The sequence below is a fragment of the Mucilaginibacter segetis genome, assembly GCF_016522075.1.
GTDB lineage: Bacteria > Bacteroidota > Bacteroidia > Sphingobacteriales > Sphingobacteriaceae > Mucilaginibacter > Mucilaginibacter segetis.
This window is the reverse complement of sequence record NZ_JAEHFW010000001.1, coordinates 1,770,558-1,795,686: the sequence shown is the minus strand read 5'-3', so window position 1 is coordinate 1,795,686 and position 25,129 is coordinate 1,770,558. Positions and strand designations below refer to the sequence as shown.

The following is a 25,129-nucleotide window of genomic DNA, read 5'->3' as shown; positions in this document are numbered from 1 at the left end:
GCCGCTTCTTTTGCGTTATGAAAAATGTATTGATCTCCGGCGCCAGTATCGCGGGCCTGTCAACCGCCTGGTGGATGAGCCATCTCGGTTACCAGGTCACCGTGGTCGAACTGGCCGCCGCACCTCGCACCGCCGGTGGCGCGGTCGATATCCGCGACCAGGTCGTGGAGACCGTTAAACGTATGGGCATCTACGATGCATTAAAAGCCGCCAGCCTGCATGTGGAACGTATGGAATTCAAGTATCCGGATGACACCACCGCCTGGTCAATGGTTATGCCCGAAGAAACGGACGGCATCGAGATCGAGCGCGATCAATTCGTTGATATTATGCTTTCCCGCCTGCAGCAGGTCACGTTCCTGTTCAACAACAGCATCACGGCCATCCAGGACAGCCTGGTGACGTTCAAGGACGGCCAACAGGGTTCTTTCGACCTTATTCTGGGCTGCGACGGCATCCATTCCACCGTCCGTACCCTGATTTTCGGTCCCGAGGCTGAATACAGCCAATTTCTGAACGCCTATTTTTCCATCAGTATCGTCCCTAAACTATTGGTACCGGAAAAGACCATGCAAGCCTATAACGAACCCGACAAGGCGGTTATGCTCAATGCCTATAACGGCAAAACCGACATCATCTTTTGCTATTATGCCGAACAGGAGCTCGATTACAATTACCGGAAAGACCAGCGACACCGGATCATCGAACAGTTCCAAACCGTGGGCTGGCGCAGCGCCGAACTTCTCCAGGAAATCCAGGCTTCCGATAACTTCTATTTCGATAAATTCTGCCAGATCCATATGCCCTGCTGGACCCAGGGCCGTGTTGCCCTTATCGGCGATGCCGGCTACTGTGCCTCCCCCGCCGCGGGCATGGGCGCTTCGCTGTCCATCGCCGGTGCCGAAGCCCTGGCGGATGCCCTGCTCGCCCATGGCTACGACCATGAAAAGGCTTTTGAAACCTATAACGCCAACTTGCGGTCCTTTGTAGAACAGGTGCAGGCCACCGCACGGCGCAACATCCAGGAAAACTTCATCCTGCGCACCGAAGAAGCGATCCGCCAAAGAAACCAGGAAGGATTTGGATTTTAATAATGGAATAACAACAGCAGGTAGGCCAGGACACCCAGCTTTACCCGCAACTGCTTCAGCGCGCCGGAAACCTGCTTCTTCACCGTTTCTTCCGAGGTACCCATCAGTTCGGCGATCTCCTTATGCGTCAAATGCTGCTTCCGGCTCAGCTCAAACACCTCCCGCATCCGCGGCGGCAGGTTCGCGATCTCTTTTTCAATGATCGCCCGCAACTGGTTCTCCCGCACCAAATGATCCGTCGGCACGCTGCTCAGCTCCGGCTTCACCCGGCTAACATACTTCAGTTTCACCTCCCGGTGCGCAAAAATATCCAGCACCCGGTTCCTGACCGCGCTGTACAAATACCCCGAAAGATTCGTCCTGATCTGCAAGGCCTCCCGCTTCAGCCACAGGTTGGTAAACACCTCCTGCAGCACATCCTGCGCCTCTTCCCTATTCCGCAGCTTATTAAAGGCGTGATGATGTAAAATGAACTTATAACGATGATAAATCGCCGTATACGCAGACCGGTCACCCAACCTTAACAGGTCCAGTAATTCCTGGTCACTATATCCCTCATACGTATTCATCAATAGCTATAATGCTCGAATAAAGTTACTTAAATAAAAACAATGTTAAAGAAAAAAATGGAGAACTGAAAAGCGTAGCAGTCACAAGCATAAATTTCATTTATAAGTGAAATTTTAGTTATATTTGTATATATTAATGGAATTATTGTATTTTTAAATGAATTTCAGCTTAAATAAGGTTGTAAGATTGAGCGGTAATGAAGCCTCTGTGTACGCGGTGACACTGGAGGGTCAGCCGACGTCGGTCTTTGACGATTTTTTAGCTGAATATCAGGAAGATTATCATGATGAAGTTAAAGATATTGTGACCCGCTTGCGTGTTATTGGTCATAAGACAGGTGCCCGTGAACAGTATTTTAAACCTTATGAAGGTAAATATGGGGACTTGGTATGCGCCTTGTATGATGACCCGGATAAGAAATTGCGCTTGTATTGCGTTCGTTTTGGCGGTGATTGCGTGATCCTTGGCGGCGGCGGCCCTAAATCGAAATCAATCAGAGCCTGGCAGGAGGATGACAACCTACGTGAACAAGCCGAAAGGATGATAACAGTAGCCAAGAAAATTCATGCCCGTTTTAAAGAGGGTGATTTGAAATGGGACGCAGGATTTAAAGATATGATAGGTAACCTGACCTTTTTGGAGGAAGACGATGAGTAAAGAACATAAAAGCGTATTAGATGACTTACTGGATGAAATCGATCCGCTTGACGCAAAAAAAACGGAAAACCGAATGCTGCTGGCAGCACGGATCGACGAACTGGTAAAAGCGCATGGCTGGAATAAGTCCGGTTTCGCGGAACGTATGCGTCAACAACCGTCGGTCATTAGTAAGTGGTTGAGCGGAACGCATAATTTCACGCAGGACACCTTAACCGAGATATGCCATGTACTGGATGTGTCATTGGCGGAGCTCTTTCGCGAAAAACCGCAGGAACTGGTTTTCAGATCGAATTTTGCCGTTCTCGGACTGGCTGAAACGCTTTATCCACGTATGTATTATGGCGGTAATCCCTATCTAAAACCATTGATTGCGCCTGATGCGAATTCGGAAGACTGGTCAGAATATATCGGAAAGATTGATCCGAATATAGGAACATTGAACGTTCCGCACCATGGTAGCCAGGAATGGCATACATTGGGTACATCTTATTGGGTTGGTAATATCAATGAATTTCAAACCAAAAACAAAAAGGACAGTGATGAGGATAGGCATTATGCACTAAAAGCTTAATTATGAGCAAAACAAAAAAAAATTCTGAAATAGATTTCCAGTTAGTACAAATCGAACAAACTGGATTTAGTCTGAATATCCCGGAAGGTTTTAAAACAGTACAAGGCTTTCAATTTCGTGTATCCCTAGAAAGCTTCATTAATGCAGAAAAGAAAAGGCTGGTCGTGACCAACCGCATAGACGTGCGCGATGGCAGCGATACGCCCATTTTAGGCCATTTAATTGCAAAATACCATTTCGATTTAATCGGTATCGAACACATTAAACAAAACAAAAAAGGAAAACACTTAATTCCAGATGAATTGCAACTTTCCGTGAACACGATCGCGCTTTCGACGACCCGGGGTCTCATGTTCGCGCAATTCAAAGGAACCATTCTGCAAGGTGCTGTTTTGCCAGTGATTGATCCCGCCAATTTTTCAGTTAATGAAGCAGAAGATTAGTGATGATTTTGGAATTTGATTATGAAGCGGATGTCTACGAGCAGTTCATTCAAGAAGAAATTACGCTAATAGCCTTTCTTGAGGATATTTTAAAACACCAGGGTTTCGAAGAGTTTGAATCTGGTAATAAGGAACGTATCTTAAGCATTTTGTTTGATTATCACGACGATAACGGAGGCGCACCGGAGATCGATGATTTTGAGATTGTTGATGCTTTCTATGACCCGAATTCCTTAAAAGGCAAGGTCGAGATTCAATACTGGATTTATTTTTACTACGGCTGCTCCGACCTGAATACCGAGGAAGATGATTATGAAAATTGGAACTTCGAAATAGTCCCCGAGACCTGCAAACTGTTGTTACACATTCCCGAATACGAAGTCCGCTCCACCGCAGATGAGTTTTAATCGGAAAATTACGTCATGCTAAAGTATTACCGCAGCCGCTCATCGTAACGAAAGGGCTGCACGTCAGCGATAGTAATACGGGCCGAATCGGGATGCAACGGATTGATGAGTACATTTTGCGCCAGGGGGTCGATCACGCTTGGCACAAATAACAACGCCGAACTTTTACCCCGCAGCCAGGCGTTACCAATCCGCTGTAATACGGGTGGTGCCGGATAACTGCGCCAATTTAGCGGAAGGTCCCGTAACACCAGTTGAGCCATATCCAGGTCGTCGGGGGCGTCCAATACGGTGATTATCAAATCATGATGAATCTCTTCCGGTCGCAAATGCACCAGCTTTTCCAAAATACAGGTCGAGGACTGCAGCGAGGTATAAATGACCGGCAAATGGTCATGCCAGCGCGCTGCGCTTAACTGCCCGCCATAACCGCTGAGATCACGGCAGTATTTTTCACGCGCGATCCGGTAAAGCTTCATGAATAAAAACCAAATTCGATCTGGGAAAGGAGGTCGTTCACCAGGCGGATACCTTCCGTCGTATCCAGTAGATGTAAGGGTACCTGTCCGCCTAATGCCAGTTGCGGCCGGTTCAGCCAACCCTCAAAGGTTGCCCGATCGCCCAGGATATCCACGCCCCGCGCATAGATCCGGCTGAATTCATAGATCGGTCCGGATAATTCGGCGGGTAGCAAATCATCTTTATCGTAACGACTTAACTGGCGAGTACTGATATGCAGGATATTGGACAGGTCTTTTCGTGAAATGGTTGTGCTTTCCAAAATGAACACGATCACATAATAAGGATAGCCAACGCGTAAACATTCAATTACATCCAGGCGACTTTCACAAGATTGCTTTAGGGCTTGACCTGTTAAAAAATAACTGTAAGCGCGGCAGCTTTCATCCTGCCCAATATCTAAATCATTTATGTGCAGCGTTTTCATAACTAAGACACTTGTCCTCAAATATAAAGACAAACGTCCTAAAATCCAAATAGTTTAATATTCCAAAGTCAAATCGGCTTGATTAATGACATAAGCCAAATTTTGCAATTGGTGAACATGCGATAAATCCACAATACCATCACGCAATTCGCTGAAATAAAAACCGTCCTCCACCTGGCGAATTCCTACAAAATTGTTCCACCAAGCTTCATTTTCCTGTATAAATCCGAACCGTCCTAACCAATCCTCAGTGAGGCCGACCGGTTCGCAATCATTATATTCCATGACTTTAGTCTCTCCGTTTTCCAGGCGAACACCGCCAATTTTCATATTTGCGATGGTTTGGACCCGAGCCAGGCCGTCGGGCGTTTGAATGAAGTTACCTATTCTCAGGTCTTTAGCATCTAATGGCATTTTCAACGATTTAAGCAGCAAGATAACTAGAATTGCTCATCAATGCGCTTTAAATGACCACAAAAATTCGCCCACCTGACCTGGGACGTTGGAAAGAAGTAATTAGGGGCTGTTGACCTTTGCTTTCAACAAAAACGAAAGCTTATGTTAAACCACATTTCCTGGCCGCAATACAGTACGGCCATCCTCGTCCTCACCGCCGCCTGGTACGCTTATGTCGCCCTGCGGTTCAACTTGTTCAAATTGAAAACGGCCACGCCGGACAGCCTTCCTGCCGTAGCCACCGCGCCGGTGATCGGCAGCGTCCGGGAAGAGCCCGGCATGCAAGCGTTACCGGCCGAAGAACTCGTCTTTGGCAGCAGCGCCCCGGATAATATCAGCGACCAGACCGGACCGGCAGACAACTTCCTGACGGAAGCCCAAACGCTCGCGGATGCGACGGCGAACAAAACCGACTTCCTGGCCCTGCTGGAATTGCTCGTGTGTAAATACGAACACGACGAGCTGAACTTCCAGGCCCTCTACCCCCAATTAAGATTAGTATTTGACGTAACGGCCGGTGAATGGCCCCAACATCCAACCCCATGAAAAAGATCCTCATTTCCCTGACGCTGCTGCTTTGTGCAGCCGCCGGTATGGCCCAGGACGGCAACGCCGGCATCAACGAAGCCACCACGCAAGTAAAAAGCTATTTCTCCACCGGTACGAATTTGATGTACGCCATCGGTGCTGTCGTCGGCCTGGTCGGCGCGATCAAGGTCTACAAAAAATGGAATGACGGTGAACACGATACGGGCAAAGTGGCCTCTTCCTGGTTTGGCAGCTGCATCTTCTTAGTGGTCGTAGCCACTGTCCTTAAATCATTTTTTGGCGTATGAGTTACCAGATCAACAAGGGCATTAACCGCCCCATCGAATTTAAAGGGCTGAAGGCGCAGTACATCGGCTATTTAGGCGCCGGCCTGGTTGGCCTGCTGTTACTGTTCGCCATCCTGTATTTGATCGGCCTGGCAGTATATCTCTGCATCCTGATCATCGCCGGTTTAGGTTCATTCCTCTTTTATAAAGTCTTCGGCCTGAGCCATCAATACGGACAGCATGGCCTGATGAAGCGAAATGCCAGACGGTATTTACCGGATTATTTAAAATTCAGCTCCAGGAGGCTATTTTATGAAAAACGCTGAGCACCTCTTTCCGGTCTATAAAGTCGAACACGACACCCTGTTATCGGCACAGGGTGACCTGACCATTGGTTTTGAGGTCACCCTGCCCGAACTGTTCACGCTGTCCAACGACGAATACCAGGCGCTCCACCAATGCTGGGTCAAAGCGATCAAGCTATTGCCGAGGAACAGCATCTTTCATAAACAGGACTGGTTCGTGGAAGACCAGTATAAAGCGCAGTTTGGTGACCAGACCTTTTTAGGCCATGCCAGCGAACACTTCTTTAACGAGCGCCCTTACCTGGCGCATCGCTGCCAGCTTTATCTAACCCGCCGTCCGGCAAATTTCAACATCATCAACAGCGCCGCCAGCAGTTTGCTGCGCAAACGCATCACCCCTGTTGAAGCCACTTCACCCGACCGATTCCGTGATTTTATGGATAGCGCCGGGCAGTTCCAGCGCGTGCTGGAAGACAGCGGACTACTCAAACTGCGCCGCCTGTCTGATGACGATTTAGCCGGAACGCTGGTCCGTCCCGGCTTATTGGAACAATATTGCTTTTTGATCGGCCCGGACGACGCCCCTGTACTCAAAGACGTTCATTTCAAAGAGGAGTTGCGTATTGGTGATCACCGCTGTCAATTATATGCTTTGGCAGATGCAGAAGACCTGCCCGCACAGTGCAGCCCGCGCATCACCTATGATCCCTACAGCACCGACAAAACCAAGTTCAGTACCGGCTTCGCCAGTCCTATTGGGGCCTTACTCGACTGCAACCATATCTACAATCAATATTTATTTGTGGAAGACAGCGCCAAAACGCTGAAAAAACTCGAAGCCAAAAAACTGCGGCTGCAATCGCTGTCGGCCTATTCCCGCGAAAACGCGATCGGCCGTGATGCCACCCAGGAGTTTTTAAACGAAGCGATCAGCCAGCAGCGGCTTCCGGTTAAAGCGCATTTCAATATTCTGGCCTGGGGCGAACCCAAAGCTATCCGCAACAAGGTGAGTTCGGCCCTCGCCCAACTCGATGCCAGCCCCAAACAGGAAACGGATGGCGCGCCGCAACTCTGGTGGGCCGGCCTGCCCGGCAATGAAGGGAACTTCCCGATGAACGATACGTTTGACACCTTTGCCGAACAAGCCTGCTGCTTTTTAAACCTGGAAACCAATTACCGCAGCAGCCTCTCCCCTTGCGGCATCCGCCTCGGTGACCGCTTGTCCGGCAAACCCCTCCACGTCGACTTGTCTGATGAGCCCATGAAGGCTGGCATCACCACCAACCGCAATAAATTCATCCTGGGGCCATCCGGTTCCGGCAAAAGCTTTTTCACGAACCACCTGCTGCGCTCCTATTTTGAACAAGGCGCTCACATCGTCCTGGTCGATGTCGGCCACTCCTACCGGGGGCTCTGTGATTTTGTGGACGGCTATTATTTTACCTATAGCGAAAAGCAGCCGATCAGTTTCAATCCCTTTTACGTCGCTCCCGGTGATACGCTCGATACCGAAAAACGCGAAAGCATCAAAGCCATGATCCTGGCGCTCTGGAAAAAAGAAGACGAGGGCGTACAGCGCAGTGAGTACATCGCCATTTCTGATGCGCTGTACCATTACTATCAAAGCGATCCCGAACCCTCCTTCAATACGTTTTATGAGTTTTTGCAAGGGCCGTTCTATGAAACCATGAAAAGCAGCCGCGTCAAAGACCGGTACTTCGATATCGACAATTTATTATTTGTACTGCGCCCCTATTATAAAGGCGGCGAATACGACTATCTATTAAATGCCACCACCAACCTGGACCTGCTGCACCGACGCTTTATCGTCTTTGAATTGGACAATATCAAAGATCACCCTATCCTATTCCCGGTAGTAACCCTCATCATCATGGAAACCTTCGTGAGCAAAATGAGGAAATTACCCAAAGACGTCCGAAAGATGATCTTAATTGAGGAGGCCTGGAAAGCCATCGCCCGCGAAGGCATGGCCGAATACATCAAGTATTTATTTAAAACCGTCCGCAAATACTTTGGCGAAGCATTAGTAGTAACACAAGACATCGAAGACATTATCAGCTCGCCGGTGGTCAAACAAGCCATTATCAACAACAGCGATTGCAAAATCTTACTGGATCAGCGCAAATACCAAAACGACTTCCCTAAAATCCAGCAACTACTCGGCATTACCGATAAAGAAACGGCCCTGATCATGTCGATGAACCGGGCCAATGACGAACGCTATCGCTACAAAGAAGTGTTTATTTCCTTAAACGGCCAGCTATCCCGCGTTTACCGTACCGAGGTCAGCCGGGAAGAGTACTGGACCTATACGACAGAATCCAGTGAAAAAGCCAAAGTCCAGCACTACCGCCAAAAATACGGCGATATCCGCAAGGCCATTGCCGCTATCGTACAAGAGGAAATGGACAGTTCTTTCAATTAACCCTGATCACCGATTTGCCGACGATATGCGCTCTAGGCGCCTCAGTGTAGGCGGTTTTAAACGCATCAAAGGAATAGACCCTGCTGACGACGACAGAAAGTCCCGCTTCCATGTAGCTTTTCAACGCTTTCAGATAAACCGGTGAAGGTTTGAGCATCAGCACCTTGTACTTTTTTGCTGAAAAAAGACTGATAAAAAACGAACTGATGATCTCTTTGGGTCCCGGAGCAGTATGCACATAGACCGAAGAAGCCTTCATGATCTTTTTCGCCGCGCTATAAGGCAATTGATTGGACAGATCGATCACCGCATCGTAAAGCTTGCCGGCTTGCAGCACATCTTCATTCCGGTAATTGATGACAACATCACTGCCCCAATCCTCTGCGGCCTCTAAGCCGTTATCACTTACCACGGCGGTAACAGCGGCGCCTTTCTTTTTGGCGATTTGTATGGCGAACATGCCGATCCCACCGGAAGCGCCATTGATCAGCACTTCCGTACCGGCTTGAATATTCACCAAGGTGTCGAACAACTGGATGGCCGCAGAACCGACCACCGGTGCAGCAGCAGCTTGCTCAAAAGAAGCCCCCTTTGGTTTAGCTGCAATATCTTGCTCGTCGGCTAAGATATAGTCAGCCAAAGCAGCCCCTTTAAAAACGTCCAGCAGGCCAAATACTTCATCGCCTTTTTTATACGCCTTAATGGTACTGCCTACAGCTTCAACGATCCCCGAAAAATCGATGCCGATCCCTCTTGGGAATTTGCTTCCTGACATTAACTTCATTTCCCCGTTCCTGATCTTCCAGTCCAGGGGATTGATTGATACCGCTTTAACTTTGATCAGGACTGTTGTTTCGCTGACTGCAGGCATGGCTACATCCGCCATTTCCAATACCTCGGCGTCGCCGAACCTATGATAAATTATCTTTTTCATGTTGAGCTGTGTTTAGTTAAATAACGCCGGATAATCGGTATAGCCTTTAGCGCCTGGTGTATAAAGGGTGGTAAAGTCAGGTGCGTTCAGCGCTGAGCCATTGATGATACGCTGATCCAGATCAGGATTGGCCAGAAATCCACGTCCGAACGCGATCAGGTCGGCATCGCCTTTATTCAGTTCTGCTTCGGCTTTTTCGGCGTTAAAAGTATTACAGTAGATTAATGTACCCTCAAATTCTGTACGGATAGCGTTTAAGGTTTGCGCCGGTATCTGCGGGCTTAGACTGATATGGATATAGGCAAGGCCAATGCGGTTAAACTCCCGGCTTAAATGAATGTAGGTTTCCTCGGTGGTGTCTGCGTCATAAGCCTGCAGGTCGCCAAGAGTAGAATTAGGAGAAATTCTTATACCGACCTTATCTTTACCTATAGCATCAGCTACTTGCTGTGCAACTTCAATAGCAAATCTGGACCGGTTTTCAACACTCCCGCCATAGTTGTCTGTACGATCATTAACGTTTGGATTAAGAAATTGCTCGATCAGGTAACCATTGGCACCATGCAGTTCTACGCCGTCAAAACCTGCAGCTATCGCATTTTTAGCGGCCGCTACATACTGGCCAATCACCTCTTTTACGCCCTGTGTGGATAGCGCTACAGGTACGGGGTAATCCTGCATACCTGCGGTATCGGTGTGCATTTGCCCCGCTGCCGGAATAGCGGACACGCCAACAACCTGCACACCTTCGGGCAGGTTAGCCTGGTGACCGATACGCCCGGTATGCATGAGCTGCACAAATATTTTGCTGTTATTTTGGTGTACGGCTTCGGTCGTTAATTTCCAGCCTTCTGTCTGTTCTTTAGAAAATATACCGGGGATACGGGCATAACCAAGCCCTTCAGGTGCCGGTGCGGTTCCTTCGGTAATGATCAATCCTGCTCCGCGGCGCTGGCTGTAATATTCGGCCATAAGCGCGTTGGGTAAGTTGTCAATAGCACGGCTGCGTGTCATGGGGGCCATCACTAAATGATTCTTTAAATTCAGCGCTTGGCTGGTATAGGGCATCAGTAACTTTTTCATATCGTTTGTTTTATTTGATAGGTCAAATGTCCGCAGGATATGATCGTTAAAATAGCGCCTCAGGCCCGAAAAATAGTCCTATCCGGCAAGCGTATACTTTTTTGGAGTGGTTCCGAAATGCTTTTCGAAAAGTCTGGAGAAATGGCTGAGGTTGGAAAAACCCAGCCGGTAACCTGCCTCGGAAACGGAGTAGCCTGCATGTTTTAATAAAAAGCCGGCCTCCTGCATCCTTTCATTCTGGTAAAAGTTGTAAATGGTATCGCCAAAGGTCTGCTTAAATAAGTGCTTCATTTTTGTTTCACTGAGGCCGGCGTATGCTGCAAGCTCGCTTAAATGAGGCGGCTGACCCAGATCGGCCAGTACCGCCGTTCGGATCAGGTATAATTTATCAATATCGGCTTTGTTAACCGGGCTTTGTTTGTCGCTGTCCCTTTGCAGCAGCTGATCAAATAACAGGTAGATCAGCTCATGCGCCTTGATACTATAAAACAAATCACTCAATTTATTTTGCTCGCTGATCTCAGAAATGAGCTTCAACACCCTGGCCACTTCCGGGTGCATTTTTTCGTGATAAAAGAACAAGCTATCGCCATGCAAAATGGTGTTCAAAGGGCCATTTGCCGGATCTACCCGAAGGATATCGGCCAGCAGTTGCCTCCTGATGCCGATGACAGCGAAATAGACCTCAACATGAGCGGGAAAAATGGTTTCGGTGGCTATAGCGGTCGATGCGACCTGGATGGACGACCCATTCTTTTTTAAAAATTCAACGGCCGTTTCCCGGTCGGCAGCGGATCCTGCCGGTAGCTCATTACTATTGAATACAATGGAGACCAGCTCACTGCCTTCAGCGGGAGCTTTACGCTTTAAATGAAATTCCTCTTTCAGGGTGTAATGATGCAGGACGAATTTAAAGCCGGGTGCCACATCAACAGTCTTAATGTGGCCTTCGCCCATATGCGGCGGAATTTTCAGTTCGTTCTTGAAAACCGGAATGTTAAAATAGTCGCCAAAGCTTTTAACAAAATTAAACCCTGCCTGCACGGTAAATTCGAAATTCATGCTTAAAAGTATGGATTAATTAGAAATAAAACCACCTCCTGACGGGCTGGAGTGGAGCTATTGCGGGGCCGGCAGTCCAATTTTGCTTTATGAAAAAAGCAATGCTCGTCCTTTTGGGTTTTGCAGGCTGCACCACCGGCAGCCGCACCTATGTCAATCATACCGAAGGGCAATACGCCATAGCGGATGACACCCTCGTCATCCAGGACACGATCCTCGTTAACCGCACGGGGTATCAAAAGATCCGTAACGGTGTCCTGCAGCCCAAAGAATTTAAAGTCAGGCAATGGGGCCTGCACAGTCCCGATGCGCCCGTCATCCGCTTTGACGGTAAGCGTGCCTTTTGGAATAATACCATTTACACCCAGTTGCCATGAAAAAGTTGCTCATTATCCTGTTACTCAGTGGCGCGGTTAGCACGGCCAAGGCCCAATTTATCGTGGGCACGGTGGTCAAAAAGGTCATCAAAGCCATTGACCTGAAAATTCAGCGCCTGCAGAACGAGACGATCTGGCTGCAAAACGCGCAGAAACAGATCGAGAACGAACTATCCAGGATCCGGCTGGGCCAGATTGCGGGCTGGAGCCAGGACCAGGAAACGCTGTACAGCGGCTATTACCACGAGCTCTGGCAAATCAAATCCTATATCAGCGGTTATCAGCGCATCAAAAATCTAGCCCGCAAACAAGCGGCGCTGGTCAGCCGGTACCAGCAGGCCTGGGCGCTGTTCCGGGGCGATAAACACTTTTCGGCCGATGAGCTCAACCATATGCAGGCGGTCTATAGCGGCATCCTGGAGACCAGCCTGAAGAACCTCGAGGAGATCATGGCCCTGGCCAGCGCCGGGCGCAGCCAGATGAGCGATGCGGAACGGCTGGAACTCATTAATCAAGCGGGTGACCATCTGGATGAGAATTACAATGACTTGAAACAGTTCAATGCGCAAAATCAACTATTGAGCTTGCGGCGCGCTACCGATCTAAATGAATTACAAACCTTAAAAAAATATTATGGCCTCCATTAGAATAATAGCATTGGTGCTGCTCAGCACATGCGCAAAGGCACAAACTTTCGCCGAGTGGTTCTCGCAGCGCAAAACGCAAAAGAAATACCTATTGGCGCAAATCGAAGCCTTGCAGGTTTATGGCGGCTTTCTGAAAAAAGGCTATACCATCGCCAAAGGTGGTTTAGGTTCCATTACCAATTACATCGGTGATGAGTTCCAATTACATACGGCTTACTATGACCGATTGAAAAATGCTGATCCAAGCCTAAAGAAAAATAGTCAAGTTAAGCAAATCATTGGTTGGCAACAGGATATTATTAAACAGACAAATAGCTGGTTAGCAGATGATATGGCGTACGTAACTAAAGTTAAAACTGCATTGCTCCAAGATTGCGAAGCCCAGCTAACTGAACTGACCAATGTCATTTCGGGCGGTACGGAAATGAGTGATGCGGAACGCCTGCAACAAATAGAGATCCTGCATGCAGCGATGTTATCCAATTTGCATTTCGCCACCAATTTCAGCGATCAGCTTAAACGGTTTAACATCCAAAAACAACAAGACCTTAATTCTACCAACACTTTAAAAGGATTATATGCGAACCATTAAAATAATAGTGCTGTGCTTATGCTTTAGCCTGAAGGTTCATGCCCAGGCGCAGGAGATCGAGCAGCTCATGCTCGACATTGAAAAGTTGACCCAGTTCAAAAGCATCCTGGCGGATATGAAAGCCGGTTACCAGATCTATGAGCAGGGCTACGGTGCCGTATCGAACCTGTCCAAAGGCAATTTCGACCTGCATAATAGCTATTTAACCGGCCTGATGGCCGTCAGCCCCGCGGTCCGCAATTACGGCCGCGTGGCCGAGATCATCAGCCAGCAGGCCAGTTTGGTCAGCGAATATAAACGCGCGAATCATAACTTCCGTCAAAGCGGCAGCTTCAGCGCGGACGAACTCCGTTATATCAGCCAGGTCTATGCGCAGCTCATCAACCAAAGCCTGGAGAACCTCGATGAATTAAGCAGCCTGGTTACGGCCAACCAACTGCGGATGTCCGATGCCGACCGCATCAAGGGCATTGACCGCATTTACCAGTCCAATACCGACCTGCTCAACTGCCTGCGCGCCTTTAACCGGCAAAGCATCCTGCTCAGTTTACAGCGCGCCAAAGACAGCAACGATACCCAAACCCTCAAAAAATTGTACACTTATGAATTTAGCAAATGATATCGGCGGCCTGCAAGGCACACTGAACCAGGTTTATAACGACATGCTCCCCTTATGCAGCCAGCTCATCGGTGTAGGCCGCGGCATCGCCGGCTTTGGCGCACTGCTCTTCATCAGCACCCGCGTCTGGCAAAAGATCGCCGCCGCCGAACCCATTGACTTTTACCCGCTGTTGCGCCCTTTCGGGATCGGCCTGGCCATTCTTCTGTTCCCCAGCCTCATCGCCGTCATGAACGGCGTGCTCAGCCCGATGGTCACCGCCACCGGGGGCATGGTCAAAAACTCGGACGCGGCGATCCAAAAACTACTGGCGGCCAAACAGGCGGCCATTGAAAAGACAGATGCCTGGCAGATGTATGTCGGCGCCGACGGGGACGGCGACCGGGACAAATGGTACCAATATACCCATCCCGATGACCCCAATGGCAGCAAGGAAGGCGTATTTGCAGGGATCGGCAACGATATGAAGTTCGCCATGGCCAAAGCCAGTTATAATTTCCGGAATACCGTCAAGCAATGGATGAGCGAAATACTCCAGGTCGTTTTTGAGGCCGCGGCGCTTTGTATCAATACCATCCGCACCTTCTATCTGATTGTACTCGCTATCCTGGGCCCGCTCGTCCTGGGTTTATCGGTATTCGACGGCTTTCAGTTCACGCTCAATACCTGGCTGGCCAAGTATGTCAATGTATTCCTCTGGCTGCCCGTCGCCAATATCTTCGGCGCGATCATCGGAAAAGTGCAGGAGAATATGCTCAAACTGGATATCCAGCAAGTGCAAACTGCTGGCGATACTTTCTTTAGTTCTACTGATACCGCTTACTTAATCTTTTTACTGATCGGCATTGTCGGCTACTTTACCGTCCCTGCGGTAGCCGGCTATATCATCCATCCCGGCAGCGGCAATGGTTTATTGAACAAAGTGACCGCGCTAAGTTCCCAACTCTTTAAAAAATAACCCTATGTTCAGTCACCTCAAAAACATCGAAACGGCCTTCCAGCACATCAAGCGCTTCAGCTATCTGCTGATCGCGGCCTGTACACTCATCTGCGGCTTCGCGGTCTATAAAAGCTATCAGTTCAGCACGCAAGCCAAGCAGCATATTTATCTCCTGGCCAACGGCAAAGTATTGGAAGCGCTGGCCGCTGACCGCAAAGACAATATCCCGGTGGAGGCCCGCGACCATATCCGCACGTTCCACCATGATTTCTTCACGCTCGACCCGGACGAAAAAGTGATCGAAACCAATATCGGCAAAGCGCTCTACCTCGCGGACGAAAGCGCGCGCAACGAGTACAACGGCCTGAAGGAAAAAGGCTATTACAATAACCTGATCTCCGGCAATATCAGCCAGCGGCTCCGCATCGACAGCATCTGGCTCGACATGGACCAGTACCCCTATGCGTTCAAATGCTTTGCCGTGCAGACATTGGTACGCGCGACCTCGACCATCCACAAAGTCCTGATCACCCAGGGTTACCTCCGGAATGTCAGCCGCTCGGACAACAATCCGCATGGCTTCCTCATTGAAAAATGGGCAACCCTGGCCAACCGTGACACCACCATCAGCCCATGAAAAAGCGACAAGTCATCTTCCTGGTCCTCGCCGCAATCTATGCCTTGCTGCTGGCCTGGTCATTAGGCCATAACGATATTCAGCTCAACCCGACGGATGCACCCAGGTACATCGGCCGGCATTCTTTAACTAAAAAATAACACCATGAACAAACAACGCAAATTCCTGCTGGTATTGCCCCTGCTGGTCATACCTTTCCTGACCATGGCCTTCTGGGCCCTCGGTGGCGGCCAGTCCCCCTCCCTTAACGAAGCGGCTACTGCCGGCATGGATGTGAGCCTGCCCCAGGCCCAATTCAAAAAAGAACCCGACGCTACCAAAATGGCGGTCTACCAGGCCGCACGCCGCGACTCCGCCCAAAACGGGGTGAGTTCCGGCTTCCTCAGCAGCGTCGCTGACAAACCGGCGGCCGACCAAAGCGCCGACCGCATCCAGGCCAAACTGGCCCAGTTGAACCAGCAGCTCGCCCAGCCTGCGCCCAGCCGCTCTTTGCCGCCTGAAGACGAAGCGCGGGTGAGAAAGCTGCACGACATGGCGCAATCCATCCAGGCCAACCGCGAAGAGGATCCGCAAATCGCGCAGCTCAGCCATATGCTCAGCCAACTCCAGGCGATGCAGCACCCCGTCCCGGCCAAGACCGATACCCAAGCCGCTGACGCCAGCCCCTTCCAGGCGATACCCGCTGTCATTGCCGGCAAACAGAAGGTCATGGACGGCGCCGCTGTCAAACTCCGGCTGACCGACAGCGTCACGCTCAAAGACCAATTGCTGCCCAAAGGCCAGACCCTTTTCGGGGTCTGTTCGGTGACCAACCAACGGCTGCTCCTGACCATTCAGCATATACGATTGGGTAAACAAATCATCCCGGTCAGCCTGACGGTCTTCAGCCTGGACGGGATGCCCGGCATCCCTGCACCGGAAGCCGAACTCGGCGGCGCCGCGGCCAATGGTGCCGGTGACGCCATCCAGAACCTGCAATTCCTCAGCATGGACCAGTCCCTCGGCACCCAGGCCGCTGCGAGCGGCATCAACGCGGCCAAGGGCCTGTTCAGCAAAAAAGTCAAAAAGATCAAAGTCAAACTCAAAGACCGGTACCCGGTGCTGTTAAAGATCAACCACTAACTAATAATTTTTTTTTTTACATCCATAAACAATCAGACGATGAACACACAGAATTTAGCTTACCTGCAAAAACAATTATTGAACCTGGGCTTCGGCGATAAGGTCAACGGCGAACTGGAGCAAAAGATCAGTGCGAAAGAAAAAGAATTTACGCTGACCACCAGCCAGGCGTACAACAAGGCCAATATGGATTATACGCTCCATTACAAAGCCGGCGAGAAAGACGATATGTACTTTTTCAATAAATACGACGCCAAACTTAAAGACGAACAACAGACCTTTTATATCAATAAGGGCCAGGGCATAACGGCCAAAGAAGCGTTCAACCTGTTGGAAGGCCGGGCGGTACACAAAGAAATGGAAAATAAAGCCGGTGAAAAGTACAACGCCTGGGTCGTGCTGGACAAAAGCGACCGGACCGAGAACGGCAACGCCAAACTGCAAACCTACAGCGACGGCTGGAATTACAAACCGGAACGCGCCATCGATAAAATGGACATCATCGGCATCGACGAACCCGGCGCCCGCGACAAACTGCTAAAATCCCTAGAGAAGGGCAACCGCCACCAGCTGGAAGCCCTCAAGAACGGCAAACCGGTCAAACTCTTCGTGGAGGCCAACCCTGCCGAACACCGCGTCAACCTGACCAATTACAAAGGCGAACCCCAGCGGCTGGAAGACTATAAAAAGCCGGAAGCCAGGCAAGATAAGAAACAAGCGCAGAGCCAAAAGCAAAGTGACGACGGCACAAAAAAAAAGCGCACGCGGCAAGTTAAACAGCATGTCTGAATCCCGCGCCTCCCTGTCACCGGGGAGGCCTTTTTACACCTGATCTGCCTGATGGACTAAAGGAAATGGTGGAAGACTACAAGGCGTCCCGGCGACTTAAAATGACCGCATAAGCTCAACGTCAGCTGTTCCGGTACATTCGGCTGCTGACATTTTTGGCATCTTTATTTAAAAAAGATTTATGTAAATTTGATTTATGGGACACGCGCAGTTAGAAACCGATGAACTTTTTGTCAAAAAGGGAACCATGACAAGGAACCCCTTCCATATGGACAGGGCGGAATTTGCTGCCTGGAAAGCACAGGCGGAGGTTACCCTGAAAGAACGCCTGTTCGCCATCGGCCAGCCTTTGGTTTATGAAAAGGATGGCAAGTTCGTCGCCGAATACCCCGATGGCCACATCGAAGGCGAATAGTTATGGCCTGCATTTATATCATTGCCGGGCCGCCCGGGATTGGTAAAAGCACTTCCGGCCACGAGTTTATTCCGGAAAACATCGATATTTGGGATGCCGATATGATTGCACAGCGCTATCGCCATATGGGCTACACCGATTATAAAGATATCGGCAATATGCGTTTTCAGCAATCTGTGCAACGGTCGCTGATCTCCGGCGAAGATTTTGCCATCGAGTTAAACCTGGGCTTCCAAAGCCATTACGATTATCTCCGGAAAGTTAAATCGTTTAATGCCGACAATAGCATACATATTGTTTTGTTCTATACGGAACAAATTGCGCTTTGTCTGGAACGCGCCCGCCGCCGTCACACCGCCGGGCTTCATTTAGTTCAACCGGAAACCATCCACGAAATGTATGCCGCTACCTTTACCCTATTACGTGCTCATCTTAAACTTGTTGACCGGTTGACACTCGTTGATGTAATGACCACCGGTACACCCTATATATGCGGTGGGTGGAGCTGGCCGTCGACCAGTCTCCAATTAAAAGAAGATGCGCCCCGTTGGGCCTCACAGCTTAATGAAGACCTGAAAGCCGTTTCGAAACAACAAATCAAGCGGAAGCCGCGCGGACCGCGATTATAATTGTTATTTTAAGCGCCTTATTCGTTGTCATGAAAAGTTTGCTCAGCCTGCTGTTGCTTGCCGTTAACTTTTGTTTAACTGCCGCAGCCCAAACCATCAATGCCGCTTATGTTAAAGCGCTTTACCAGCGCTATCCCACCCAAGCCACCGACTTCTGCCCTTCGTGTAAGCTCTGGGTCAATCCGTATTATAAATCCATCGCTGATACCGCCGAGCACCGGCCGCTGGTCACCTTTTATATTTACACCAAGGCCCATCGCCTGCAACAGGAAGCCGCCGGCCTGCCGCGAACCGGTGCTTACGCCGCCTGGCATCCCGCTTACGGACAGCCGGATGAAACGAAAGTGTATAAGGCGGCCAACGTGGAGTCACCCGATATGATCGCCAAGGGCCATTGCCAGGCCTGGATCTTACTGGCCTGGTGCGCCGATGCCGCTATCCTGTCGGACACCTATACGTTTAATGCGGGCATGGAATACCAGGGGCAGAACATCGGTACCGAGATCGCCACCGAAGAATTATGCCGTAAGCTGACGGAACAAACCGACAGCGTGCGCATCTGGTGCGGCACCTACGGAAGTCAGCGCACTTTTACCAAAAATGGCCTTACCGTTACCCTGCCCAGCCATTATTACAAGATCATCCAGTATAACCAGGAATTGTTATGCTACTGGATGCCCAATCTGCCCACGGAAAAAAGGGCCCTGCTCCCCCAACGCCTGATCTGCCACGAACAGCTGGTCGCCAAGCTCGGCTTTGACCCGATGCTGGTCTTAAAGGCGCCGTAGTTTTTCCGCCACTGCGCGGAGTAATCCCAGGTCAACCGATGCGGTGGGCGTACCGATCACCCGGTACAAACCTTCTTCGTCGGGTTCGAAAATATAGTTCACTTCTTCCATGGTCACGACGATACGGTAGGTATAGCCATAACGCTGAAAGGCGGCCGGGAATTCATAGTGCCGGTTTTGATAAGCAAGTTCCAGTATAAACGGTTCGTTCATCAGAATTTGATTTGTGCCGGATCGGTGACGATGATCTCCGGTTTGCCTTTATAATCGATCACTTGCCCGGTCACCGTCACCGTTTTATCCTCCAGGGCGAGCGGTTTGGCCTCTCCTTTTAGCGCCAGGGTCAGGAGCTGGTGGGGATAAGCCGCCCCCATATTGGCCAGCACCATGCTGCCGATATCCTTCAGGCTATAGATCTTGCCGGTGACCGTCACCTTTTTCCCTACGTAGTTGGAGATGTCTTTCAAATCAACCGGGGCGGCGGCGGCCACCTCCGGCAGGCTCGCGTTCCCCAGCAGCCTGTTCAGTTCGCCGGCCAGCCGGATACCGGCCTGGTCGATGCGTTTGCGGACCACGGGAATATATTTTTGATAATAATCCTCGTCGACGGTCTGGCCAGGCTTTACTTCCGCATATAACCCGCTGCTGAGCTGGTAACTTTCCCAGATCCATTCCATGGGGTCGTCGCTTTGCCATTGCTTGACTTCGGCCGGGGTAGCGGTATCATAATTTTTAACGATATCCGTCTCGCTCAGGCCTTCATGATCGATGAGTTTGCTGTCCCACAGACTATGCAGGTTGGTACCTTTATCCTCAAAGCGCAACTGGATGGTATTGCCGCCCTTATCTTCCTTGCGGCTGATATGCATCGGCTGGTGCGCATCGCCCACCAGGTGGATCAGGTAGGTCAGCGCCAGTTTTTTCTGGTCCGCGCTGAGCGCGGGATCTTTTAATTGCGCTTCAGCTTTTAAAATGGCCGTGTACACATTGGCATCACTTGCTTTAACGAATGCCACGAACTGCGCATGGTCCAGACCCAGCGGCAAGTTCAGGAAATGCCAGGGAGCGGTTTCGCTGCTGCGGTGCTCATCGGCCCAGGTACTGACCTCCGCCAGGCTTTGACCGTCCAAATAAGCCCTCGCGGCTTCCGCCGTGTGCGGCGTCAAATGTTTTTCGGCGATAGTAGCCACCGCTCGGTGCCCTTTAAAACCCCAGGAGGCCAATACCAGAACGCCGCCCAAGGCCAGCATATGCCAACTATATTTTTTCATAAATAAGGGACTAATAAATTATTGGAGGTAAACGCCCGGAAGCGTAAAATCGTATTCGCAGCCGGGTCATAAAAGACCTCTACATAAAAGCTGTCCAGGCGGTATAACTGTACCTTCAGCCCGGCCGCCTCCCGGTCCGCCAGAAAGCTACCCCGCCAGACCGCTTCAGCCTTTTCCTGCTCGCTTAGCGCATTAAAATCATACAGCGTGAACATGGGGCCAAAGATACGCTAAAGCAGTTCATAAGATTCCCGGATGTAAATAAATAAACCGGGACGGATATCGTCAACCGACGAGACGCGGATATGGTTCTCAAACTTTTTGCCGGCTGCCACGCTCTTGATCACCGGTTTTTCTTTATGCGCCACCTTGGAATAGAACTTGATATCCAGCCATTTTTTCATCGGCCGGATGATCAGGAAACCGACCCGGCGGGTAAAGACGATACAATTGGGCGTCACGCCCACCAGTACCTTCGGCCAGTCGGCAACCTCGGCCAGGAGCTTATCAAAGGCCAGGACCAGTTCCGGCGAGCGGCCTTCAAACAGACTGTCCAAGCTGACCCGCGCGCAATAATGCCGGTAATCTTTCCAAGGCAGTTCACGGTCGCAGTTCGGGCAGGTCCAGCTCATAGGGCAAGATATTGCTAAAATGATGCCGGACTGGCCGATACAATCATTTCATGAAAAAATAAAGTACCGTGACCAGGAGAAGCTGGCCCCCAATCACCGCACCAATTCTTCCCCAGCCCTTTATCCGGTTTGGGCCGAACAGGTAGGCCGCGGCCGTTGGTAAATAGATCGCCAGCGCCATGACCGCAACGATCAAAAGATTAGGGCCTTCGGGATCATGAAAGAAAACAAAGAGTAATCGGGAACAGATCAGGGCGGTAACCGCTAATAAGATCAAAGCGCTTTTTTTAGACCTGAAATACCGGCCACAGCGCGGAGCATTTCCTAACACTTCAGTGCCAGTAAGTGCCTGCCAGCCCCAAAACGGAACCGAGCCATAAGGAAACCACAAAAACCAGCAGCCCGAAAATGGTCAGCATGACCTTTGCCCCTACCGGCTTTTGTACCAGGTTGCGGATGAACTGGAAAGCTGCGCCGCCCATCGCCGTGGCAACCGGAACAATAATTAAAGGCCGCAACATCCAGTATGGCCCGAATTCCGGTTTACCGCCATGGGTCTGGGAAAGAAACCACACGATAACAGCAAGACCAATACTGCCGCCGATCAGGGCAGGCTTTAAATAGTCCCCCAGCCTGATCGAATTTAATCTAAGTGTACTCATCGTCATTAATTTGATTAATGAGACAAAATTAATAAAAAGTACTTTGCATTTCAAAGTTTAGTTAACAATATTTTTTTAGGTCTGCCACAAGGAGCCCCGGATCACCCGTTTGACCCGTACCCGAAAGTAATCATAAAACAGCACCACCAGCAGCAGGCCGCAGGGCACATAAAAAGCGGCAAAACGCCAGGCCCGGAAAGCAAAACCGCCCGCCAGACCACCCAGTAAAAAGAAAATAATGATGGTCAATCGCAGCAGGATGCGGCGCCGGGCTGCAGGATTCGACGGCTTACCGGCCAACAATGCCCCGGACAGGTCGATGCCCAGGTCGGTGAACATGCCCGTAAGATGGGTCGTACGTACCACCGAACCGGAAACCATGGAGACCAGTGCATTCTGCATACCCATGGCGAACAGTAAGCTACCCGCAAAGTATTCCGTTTCCGGTAGCCGGTGACGGTAAGTATGCCCGAAAATGGCGACAACCAATACCAGCAGGATAATGACCACAATGGGTACCGTGTAGGCGAAAGATTTTTCCCGGCCTACTTTGCCGATATACAGGCTGGAGCAGAAAGCACCGGCGAGGAACAATAGCAGCCAGAGCGCGACCATCCGCGCCGCGCGGAACCCCTGGGACGTCAGGTTGACGGCCAGCAGTGCCGCATGTCCGGTGACATTCGTCGTCAGCACCGCAAAAGCGATGAACCCCGCGGCATTGATAAATCCCGCGTTCAGACAAAGTAATATCGCCAGGCGCAGGTTGTGTGCAAAACTTCTTTTTTTCCCGGTATGTCGCAGCATACGCTAATATCGGAAAAATACCTCATCCGGAAGTAATCGCATACACGCGGAACAGTTCCCTGGTAATGTGCTGGCAGTTCGCACAGAGTTCGCTCAGTTTACAACTGATCGTTTTGACCCTTACAGGCAGATCGCCGCTGGTCTCCATGAGGTCAAGGTGCAGTACCGCCTGGTCATCGGCATCGTCACGCCCTATCAAGCCGGCAAATACCGTTTCGGCGAAAGCGCGGTCGTTGCCTAAAAAATAGCGTCCGCAGGCCCGGAAACCCTCCGGCGTGCGAAAGCTGATCCATAAATCAAACGCACTTTTCATGATATAATAATAGCGAAAGGCCCGGATTCGGGCCTTTCATAAATTTACTTGATCTCAATTTGCCTGCGTACCGCTTTGGCCTCTTCCCGTTTTGCAATATCAATCTTCAGTATCCCATCGGCATAAGTGGCCTCGATTTGCTCGGCATCGGCACTCTCCGGCAGGGTAAAGGAGCGCACCCAGGAAGTATAGCTATACTCGCGCTTGCTGTAATTCCTTTGCGCATCGTTTTGTTCTGCGGCTTGTTCTACCGAAACCTGGAGCACGTTGCGTTCCAGATTCAGTTTAAAATCTTCCTTTTTTAAACCGGGGGCCGCCATTTCTACATGGAAGTGATCTTCACTTTCGCTGATGTTGGCGGCAGGGACGCGGGTCATCACCCGATCGTTGAAAAAGGTGTCGTTGAAAATGGATTCGAAAACATCGCCAAAAGGCATCAGGGCATTGTTTCGTTTTTCGGGATTAAATTTAACCAATGTCATAGGTCTGTCCTCCTTAATAAATAAATTAATGAATGAAACTTATTGATTAATTAAACTAAAACTGCTTATTCAAGCACCGTGCCAGCCGCAGGCTGGCCGTCTTTACACTGAAAAAATTGCAGGCTTTATGAAAAAATTTCACCGGTGAATGTCAATTTTTCCCGAATGTGCATCCAATGCCTATCTTTGGGCGTCACTGGAAAACCATGAAGAAAATCGGCTTTTTATCTTTTGGTCATTGGTCTGATCACCCCTCCTATGCGACCCGTACAGCAGGCGACACCTTATTGCAATCGATCGACCTGGCGGTGGCCGCCGAGGAAATCGGCCTGGACGGCGCCTATTTCCGGGTGCATCACTTTGCGCGCCAACTGGCTTCACCCTTTCCCCTGCTTTCGGCCATCGGTGCTAAAACCCATCAGATAGAGATCGGGACCGGCGTGATCGATATGCGCTATGAAAATCCGCTGTATATGGTAGAGGACGCCGGTGCAGCGGATCTGATCGCGGGCGGGCGTTTGCAACTGGGCATCAGCCGGGGTTCGCCGGAACAGGTGATCGAAGGCTGGCGTTATTTCGGTTATGCGCCCGACGCGGGCGAAACGGATGCGGATATGGGGCGAAGAAAAGCCCTGGAATTTTTGGAACGACTGGACGGGTCTGGCTTTGCCCGGCCCAACCCGCAGCCCATGTTCCCTAATCCGCCGGGCCTGCTGCGCCTGGAGCCTTATTCGGAAGGACTGCGGGAACGCGTCTGGTGGGGCGCCGCTTCTGACGCCACTGCGGCCTGGGCGGCAGCGCAAGGCATGAATTTACAAAGTTCCACGCTGAAGTTCGACGAAAGCGGCGAGCCCTTTCATATCCAGCAGGCCAGACAAATCAGGGCTTACAAGGCAGCCTGGAAAAAGGCCGGCCACACCCGTGAAGCCCGGGTTTCGGTCAGCCGTTCCATTTTTGCCCTGGTCAGCGATCAGGACCGGTATTATTTTGGCCAGCAAGGCAAATCAGCCGACAGCTTCGGTTATATCGAACCTACGCAACGCGCGGTCTTCGGCCGGAGTTATGCCGCCGAACCCGATCAGCTCATCAAGGAGCTGGCGCAGGACGAAGCGATACAGGAAGCGGATACCCTCTTATTAACAATTCCCAATACCCTGGGGGTCAACTATAATGTTCATGTCTTGTCGGCGATCCTGGAGCATGTCGCTCCCGGCCTGGGCTGGCGATAGCTGGATTTTAGTACGGAATCACCGGAAGCAAACTCAGGGTTTCAGGTGCCGGTAATACTGCTCAATAGCGGCGCCGATCAGGTTGACGGTTTCCTGGTCCAGCGCTCCTTTAAGTGAGCTCCAGGTGTTGTCGCCGTTATTGAGCAGCGACAACGGCTTCCCCCGGTAATCCATATCAAAGGTCTCCGACTCATGAGATACCTGAAGTGATACCTCCGTCCCATTAGGGTCGGTTATTTGCAGCTCAAACGGTTGATTAACTTCATTCATGGTTCTTAATAATTAAATGCTTAACTCCGGTTTTTTAGGTTCCGGTTCCGGTTGCCGGGGCAATTCTTCCGGCTGTTGATCCGGTATAGTTTCATGTTGCTTACCCATAACATTCTTTTTGG

The 25,129-nt window shown here is 50.5% G+C and carries 39 protein-coding genes; 22 read left to right on the top strand and 17 right to left on the bottom strand.

Annotation, left to right across the window (positions count from 1 at the left end; genetic code table 11):
• The first annotated feature begins 17 nt into the window (after positions 1-17).
• On the top strand, positions 18-1,091 hold the full coding sequence (locus I5M19_RS08285) for an FAD-dependent monooxygenase (RefSeq protein ID WP_200065734.1): 1,074 nt from the start codon (positions 18-20) through the stop codon (positions 1,089-1,091).
• On the opposite strand, the gene I5M19_RS08280 is transcribed toward I5M19_RS08285, so the two are convergent.
• Positions 1,088-1,660 (bottom strand): RNA polymerase sigma-70 factor, encoded by a 573-nt coding sequence (locus I5M19_RS08280; protein WP_200065733.1) that lies wholly within the window; start codon positions 1,658-1,660, stop codon positions 1,088-1,090. The genes I5M19_RS08285 and I5M19_RS08280 overlap by 4 nt on opposite strands.
• A gap of 157 nt (positions 1,661-1,817) precedes the next feature.
• Here I5M19_RS08280 and I5M19_RS08275 point away from each other — a divergent pair, with 157 nt between their 5' ends.
• Genes I5M19_RS08275 through I5M19_RS08260 form a run of 4 tightly spaced genes read left to right on the top strand, consistent with a single transcriptional unit; the run spans position 1,818 to position 3,742 of the window.
• On the top strand, positions 1,818-2,318 hold the full coding sequence (locus tag I5M19_RS08275; protein ID WP_200065732.1) for a hypothetical protein: 501 nt from the start codon (positions 1,818-1,820) through the stop codon (positions 2,316-2,318).
• A complete protein-coding gene (locus I5M19_RS08270; RefSeq protein WP_200065731.1) occupies positions 2,311-2,892 on the top strand; it encodes a helix-turn-helix domain-containing protein in 582 nt (193 codons plus the stop codon). The genes I5M19_RS08275 and I5M19_RS08270 overlap by 8 nt, the downstream gene beginning before the upstream one ends.
• A 2-nt stretch (positions 2,893-2,894) precedes the next feature.
• Entirely contained in the window at positions 2,895-3,335 is a 441-nt protein-coding gene (locus I5M19_RS08265) for a hypothetical protein (RefSeq protein WP_200065730.1), read from the top strand.
• A gap of 2 nt (positions 3,336-3,337) precedes the next feature.
• Entirely contained in the window at positions 3,338-3,742 is a 405-nt protein-coding gene (locus I5M19_RS08260; protein ID WP_200065729.1) for a hypothetical protein, read from the top strand.
• Positions 3,743-3,768: 26 nt separating this feature from the next.
• Here I5M19_RS08260 and I5M19_RS08255 read toward each other — a convergent pair whose 3' ends face one another.
• The 3 genes from I5M19_RS08255 to I5M19_RS08245 are packed head-to-tail and all read right to left on the bottom strand — an operon-like array spanning position 3,769 to position 5,102.
• On the bottom strand, positions 3,769-4,221 hold the full coding sequence (locus I5M19_RS08255; protein ID WP_200065728.1) for an RES family NAD+ phosphorylase: 453 nt from the start codon (positions 4,219-4,221) through the stop codon (positions 3,769-3,771).
• Positions 4,218-4,688 carry a type II RES/Xre toxin-antitoxin system antitoxin gene (gene parS, locus I5M19_RS08250; protein WP_200065727.1) on the bottom strand — a complete coding sequence of 157 codons (471 nt, stop codon included), beginning with the start codon at positions 4,686-4,688 and terminating at the stop codon, positions 4,218-4,220. The genes I5M19_RS08255 and parS overlap by 4 nt, the downstream gene beginning before the upstream one ends.
• Before the next feature lie 54 nt (positions 4,689-4,742).
• Positions 4,743-5,102: a hypothetical protein gene (locus I5M19_RS08245; protein ID WP_200065726.1), complete on the bottom strand. Its 360-nt coding sequence runs from the start codon at positions 5,100-5,102 to the stop codon at positions 4,743-4,745.
• A gap of 144 nt (positions 5,103-5,246) precedes the next feature.
• Between I5M19_RS08245 and I5M19_RS08240 the strand changes: the two genes are divergently transcribed.
• The 4 genes from I5M19_RS08240 to I5M19_RS08225 are packed head-to-tail and all read left to right on the top strand — an operon-like array spanning position 5,247 to position 8,710.
• A complete protein-coding gene (locus tag I5M19_RS08240) occupies positions 5,247-5,690 on the top strand; it encodes a hypothetical protein (protein ID WP_200065725.1) in 444 nt (147 codons plus the stop codon).
• Complete coding sequence (locus tag I5M19_RS08235) at positions 5,687-5,980, top strand: DUF4134 domain-containing protein (RefSeq protein WP_235985780.1); 294 nt, start codon at positions 5,687-5,689, stop codon at positions 5,978-5,980. Before I5M19_RS08240 ends, I5M19_RS08235 begins: the two co-directional genes overlap by 4 nt.
• Positions 5,977-6,285, top strand: a complete 309-nt coding sequence (locus I5M19_RS08230) for a DUF4133 domain-containing protein (RefSeq protein ID WP_200065723.1) — start codon at positions 5,977-5,979, stop codon at positions 6,283-6,285. The genes I5M19_RS08235 and I5M19_RS08230 overlap by 4 nt, the downstream gene beginning before the upstream one ends.
• On the top strand, positions 6,272-8,710 hold the full coding sequence (locus I5M19_RS08225; protein ID WP_200065722.1) for a TraG family conjugative transposon ATPase: 2,439 nt from the start codon (positions 6,272-6,274) through the stop codon (positions 8,708-8,710). Before I5M19_RS08230 ends, I5M19_RS08225 begins: the two co-directional genes overlap by 14 nt.
• Here the strand turns inward: I5M19_RS08225 and I5M19_RS08220 are convergent.
• The 3 genes from I5M19_RS08220 to I5M19_RS08210 form a co-directional block, all read right to left on the bottom strand.
• Positions 8,703-9,644: an NAD(P)-dependent alcohol dehydrogenase gene (locus I5M19_RS08220; RefSeq protein WP_200065721.1), complete on the bottom strand. Its 942-nt coding sequence runs from the start codon at positions 9,642-9,644 to the stop codon at positions 8,703-8,705. The two genes, I5M19_RS08225 and I5M19_RS08220, sit on opposite strands and share 8 nt — an antisense overlap.
• A gap of 12 nt (positions 9,645-9,656) precedes the next feature.
• Complete coding sequence (locus I5M19_RS08215) at positions 9,657-10,727, bottom strand: alkene reductase (RefSeq protein ID WP_200065720.1); 1,071 nt, start codon at positions 10,725-10,727, stop codon at positions 9,657-9,659.
• Between the two features lie 78 nt (positions 10,728-10,805).
• Complete coding sequence (locus I5M19_RS08210; protein ID WP_200065719.1) at positions 10,806-11,789, bottom strand: helix-turn-helix transcriptional regulator; 984 nt, start codon at positions 11,787-11,789, stop codon at positions 10,806-10,808.
• Between the two features lie 89 nt (positions 11,790-11,878).
• Between I5M19_RS08210 and I5M19_RS08205 the strand changes: the two genes are divergently transcribed.
• From I5M19_RS08205 to I5M19_RS08150, 12 genes are all read left to right on the top strand, one after another.
• A complete protein-coding gene (locus I5M19_RS08205; RefSeq protein WP_200065718.1) occupies positions 11,879-12,166 on the top strand; it encodes a hypothetical protein in 288 nt (95 codons plus the stop codon).
• Complete coding sequence (locus tag I5M19_RS08200) at positions 12,163-12,813, top strand: conjugal transfer protein TraI (RefSeq protein ID WP_200065717.1); 651 nt, start codon at positions 12,163-12,165, stop codon at positions 12,811-12,813. The genes I5M19_RS08205 and I5M19_RS08200 overlap by 4 nt, the downstream gene beginning before the upstream one ends.
• Positions 12,800-13,405 (top strand): hypothetical protein, encoded by a 606-nt coding sequence (locus I5M19_RS08195; RefSeq protein WP_200065716.1) that lies wholly within the window; start codon positions 12,800-12,802, stop codon positions 13,403-13,405. The genes I5M19_RS08200 and I5M19_RS08195 overlap by 14 nt, the downstream gene beginning before the upstream one ends.
• A complete protein-coding gene (locus tag I5M19_RS08190) occupies positions 13,392-14,024 on the top strand; it encodes a TerB family tellurite resistance protein (protein WP_200065715.1) in 633 nt (210 codons plus the stop codon). The genes I5M19_RS08195 and I5M19_RS08190 overlap by 14 nt, the downstream gene beginning before the upstream one ends.
• Positions 14,008-14,982 (top strand): conjugative transposon protein TraJ, encoded by a 975-nt coding sequence (gene traJ, locus I5M19_RS08185; RefSeq protein WP_200065714.1) that lies wholly within the window; start codon positions 14,008-14,010, stop codon positions 14,980-14,982. The genes I5M19_RS08190 and traJ overlap by 17 nt, the downstream gene beginning before the upstream one ends.
• 4 nt (positions 14,983-14,986) lie before the next feature.
• Positions 14,987-15,601, top strand: a complete 615-nt coding sequence (traK, locus tag I5M19_RS08180; RefSeq protein WP_200065713.1) for a conjugative transposon protein TraK — start codon at positions 14,987-14,989, stop codon at positions 15,599-15,601.
• The gene (locus I5M19_RS08175) at positions 15,598-15,741 is read left to right on the top strand and encodes a hypothetical protein (RefSeq protein ID WP_200065712.1); all 144 of its coding nucleotides are present in this window, start codon (positions 15,598-15,600) and stop codon (positions 15,739-15,741) included. Before traK ends, I5M19_RS08175 begins: the two co-directional genes overlap by 4 nt.
• 4 nt (positions 15,742-15,745) lie before the next feature.
• Positions 15,746-16,723 carry a conjugative transposon protein TraM gene (traM, locus tag I5M19_RS08170; RefSeq protein WP_200065711.1) on the top strand — a complete coding sequence of 326 codons (978 nt, stop codon included), beginning with the start codon at positions 15,746-15,748 and terminating at the stop codon, positions 16,721-16,723.
• Between the two features lie 39 nt (positions 16,724-16,762).
• Positions 16,763-17,512, top strand: a complete 750-nt coding sequence (locus I5M19_RS08165; RefSeq protein WP_200065710.1) for a hypothetical protein — start codon at positions 16,763-16,765, stop codon at positions 17,510-17,512.
• A 196-nt stretch (positions 17,513-17,708) separates the two neighbouring features.
• Complete coding sequence (locus tag I5M19_RS08160) at positions 17,709-17,927, top strand: hypothetical protein (RefSeq protein WP_200065709.1); 219 nt, start codon at positions 17,709-17,711, stop codon at positions 17,925-17,927.
• A gap of 2 nt (positions 17,928-17,929) precedes the next feature.
• Positions 17,930-18,556, top strand: coding sequence for a hypothetical protein (locus I5M19_RS08155; RefSeq protein WP_200065708.1), 627 nt, complete (start codon positions 17,930-17,932; stop codon positions 18,554-18,556).
• Positions 18,557-18,585: 29 nt separating this feature from the next.
• On the top strand, positions 18,586-19,344 hold the full coding sequence (locus tag I5M19_RS08150; protein WP_200065707.1) for a DNA/RNA non-specific endonuclease: 759 nt from the start codon (positions 18,586-18,588) through the stop codon (positions 19,342-19,344).
• Here I5M19_RS08150 and I5M19_RS08145 read toward each other — a convergent pair.
• The 9 genes from I5M19_RS08145 to I5M19_RS08105 form a co-directional block, all read right to left on the bottom strand.
• Positions 19,330-19,557 carry a hypothetical protein gene (locus tag I5M19_RS08145; RefSeq protein WP_200065706.1) on the bottom strand — a complete coding sequence of 76 codons (228 nt, stop codon included), beginning with the start codon at positions 19,555-19,557 and terminating at the stop codon, positions 19,330-19,332. The two genes, I5M19_RS08150 and I5M19_RS08145, sit on opposite strands and share 15 nt — an antisense overlap.
• Entirely contained in the window at positions 19,557-20,615 is a 1,059-nt protein-coding gene (locus I5M19_RS08140; RefSeq protein ID WP_200065705.1) for a S1/P1 nuclease, read from the bottom strand. The genes I5M19_RS08145 and I5M19_RS08140 overlap by 1 nt, the downstream gene beginning before the upstream one ends.
• Positions 20,612-20,830: a hypothetical protein gene (locus tag I5M19_RS08135; RefSeq protein WP_200065704.1), complete on the bottom strand. Its 219-nt coding sequence runs from the start codon at positions 20,828-20,830 to the stop codon at positions 20,612-20,614. Before I5M19_RS08135 ends, I5M19_RS08140 begins: the two co-directional genes overlap by 4 nt.
• A 15-nt stretch (positions 20,831-20,845) precedes the next feature.
• Entirely contained in the window at positions 20,846-21,247 is a 402-nt protein-coding gene (locus tag I5M19_RS08130) for a DUF5655 domain-containing protein (RefSeq protein ID WP_200065703.1), read from the bottom strand.
• A 43-nt stretch (positions 21,248-21,290) separates the two neighbouring features.
• The gene (locus I5M19_RS18555; RefSeq protein ID WP_214653035.1) at positions 21,291-21,524 is read right to left on the bottom strand and encodes a hypothetical protein; all 234 of its coding nucleotides are present in this window, start codon (positions 21,522-21,524) and stop codon (positions 21,291-21,293) included.
• Between the two features lie 55 nt (positions 21,525-21,579).
• Entirely contained in the window at positions 21,580-21,909 is a 330-nt protein-coding gene (locus I5M19_RS08120) for a hypothetical protein (protein WP_200065701.1), read from the bottom strand.
• Positions 21,910-21,984: 75 nt separating this feature from the next.
• The gene (locus I5M19_RS08115) at positions 21,985-22,713 is read right to left on the bottom strand and encodes a YoaK family protein (RefSeq protein WP_200065700.1); all 729 of its coding nucleotides are present in this window, start codon (positions 22,711-22,713) and stop codon (positions 21,985-21,987) included.
• Between the two features lie 22 nt (positions 22,714-22,735).
• A complete protein-coding gene (locus I5M19_RS08110; RefSeq protein ID WP_200065699.1) occupies positions 22,736-23,026 on the bottom strand; it encodes a hypothetical protein in 291 nt (96 codons plus the stop codon).
• 44 nt (positions 23,027-23,070) lie between these two features.
• Positions 23,071-23,508 carry an Hsp20/alpha crystallin family protein gene (locus I5M19_RS08105; RefSeq protein WP_200065698.1) on the bottom strand — a complete coding sequence of 146 codons (438 nt, stop codon included), beginning with the start codon at positions 23,506-23,508 and terminating at the stop codon, positions 23,071-23,073.
• A gap of 206 nt (positions 23,509-23,714) precedes the next feature.
• On the opposite strand from I5M19_RS08105, the gene I5M19_RS08100 reads away from it, so the two are divergent.
• The gene (locus I5M19_RS08100; protein ID WP_200065697.1) at positions 23,715-24,737 is read left to right on the top strand and encodes an LLM class flavin-dependent oxidoreductase; all 1,023 of its coding nucleotides are present in this window, start codon (positions 23,715-23,717) and stop codon (positions 24,735-24,737) included.
• Between the two features lie 33 nt (positions 24,738-24,770).
• Here the strand turns inward: I5M19_RS08100 and I5M19_RS08095 are convergent, their stop codons facing one another.
• Positions 24,771-25,007, bottom strand: a complete 237-nt coding sequence (locus I5M19_RS08095) for a hypothetical protein (RefSeq protein WP_200065696.1) — start codon at positions 25,005-25,007, stop codon at positions 24,771-24,773.
• Positions 25,008-25,129: the final 122 nt, after the last annotated feature.